This is a genomic window from Streptomyces anandii JCM 4720, from assembly GCF_014650655.1.
Taxonomy (GTDB): domain Bacteria; phylum Actinomycetota; class Actinomycetes; order Streptomycetales; family Streptomycetaceae; genus Streptomyces; species Streptomyces anandii.
Genome location: NZ_BMVJ01000002.1, coordinates 57,451 through 58,718, shown reverse-complemented (window position 1 = coordinate 58,718; position 1,268 = coordinate 57,451). Strand labels below are relative to the sequence as shown.

Annotated in this window: 1 protein-coding gene; it reads right to left on the bottom strand. The window is 70.0% G+C overall.

Features of this window, described 5'->3' with window-relative positions; all coding sequences use genetic code 11:
- The coding region (gene resB / locus IE249_RS03360) for a cytochrome c biogenesis protein ResB (protein WP_229857396.1) at nucleotides 1-1,268 on the bottom strand (1,268 nt) is incomplete at both ends.

Here is a 1,268-nt window from a genome sequence, read left to right as displayed (position 1 = left end):
ACGTTCTGCGGGACGCCCGCGTTGACGCCCAGGTCGCCGTGGTAGCCGCTCACCGCGAGGACGGGGAAGTCCAGCGCGGGGAACTGGGAGAACATCGTGCCCTGGCCCGCGCCCGCGAAGGTGGGCACGAAGAACGCGGAGAAGCCGAGCTGTTCGGACTTGCCCTGCGCGTCGCGGTAGCCGTCGAGGACCTTGATCGCGCCCTGCGAGGTCTCGTTGGAGTCGATCGGCAGCATCGGCACGGCCTGGTGCAGCACCACGTTGCCCTTGCCGTCGCGGACGGTGACCGTGGGCGCGTAGCCGTGGCTGACGAGGTAGACCTTGGCGTCGCCGATCTCCAGCGGCTCGTTGACCTTGACGGTGGTGCGCCGCTCCTTGCCGTCGGCGCCCACGCTGTAGTCGACGGCCGCCTGGAAGGTGCGGGCGGTGCCCTTGTTGGGGCCGCTGCGCTCGTAGGTGGCGGTGAACTTGTCCAGGTTGAAGCTGAACGGCACCAGGTCGTCGTCGTTGAAGAGGTTGCCGGACTTGAAGTCGTCGTACTGGGTGAGGGTGTTGGAGAAGCCGTCGCCCTCGACGATCAGCTTGTTGCCCTCGGTCTTGTACAGCTGGCCCCAGGCGAAGGCGACCAGCATCACGATCAGCGCGATGTGGAAGACGAGGTTGCCGGCCTCGCGCAGATAGCCCTTCTCGGCGGCGACGGCGTCACCGGCGGTGTGGGCGCGGAAGCGGCGGTCCTTCAGCACGCCCAGCGCGGCCTCGCGGACCTCCTCGGGCGTGGCGCCGGTGCGCCAGGTGGCGTACGCGGGCAGCCTGGTCAGCCGCTTGGGGGCGCCCGGCGGGCGGCTGCGCAGCTGGCCGGTGAACTGCCAGGTGCGCGGCACGATGCAGCCGATGAGGGAGACGAACAGCAGGATGTAGATCGCGGAGAACCACACCGAGCTGTAGACGTGGAACAGGCCGAGCTTGTCGTACAGCGGCGCGAGGGTCTTGTGCGCCTGCCGGAAGGCGTCGACCTTCATGGCGTTGGTGTTGGTCTGCGGGATCAGCGAGCCGGGGACGGCGCCGAGCGAGAGCAGGAACAGCAGCAGCAGCGCGACCCGCATGGAGGTGAGCTGCCGCCAGAACCAGCGGGACCAGCCGATGACCTCCCGCCCGGTCCAGGCCAGCCAGCCGGCCGCGCCGGGGGCGCGGTTGCCGCCGAAGGAGCCGGGGACCGCGGTCTCGGTGGGCGCGGTGGACAGCTGGGACCCGGCGGCGCCGAGATCCTC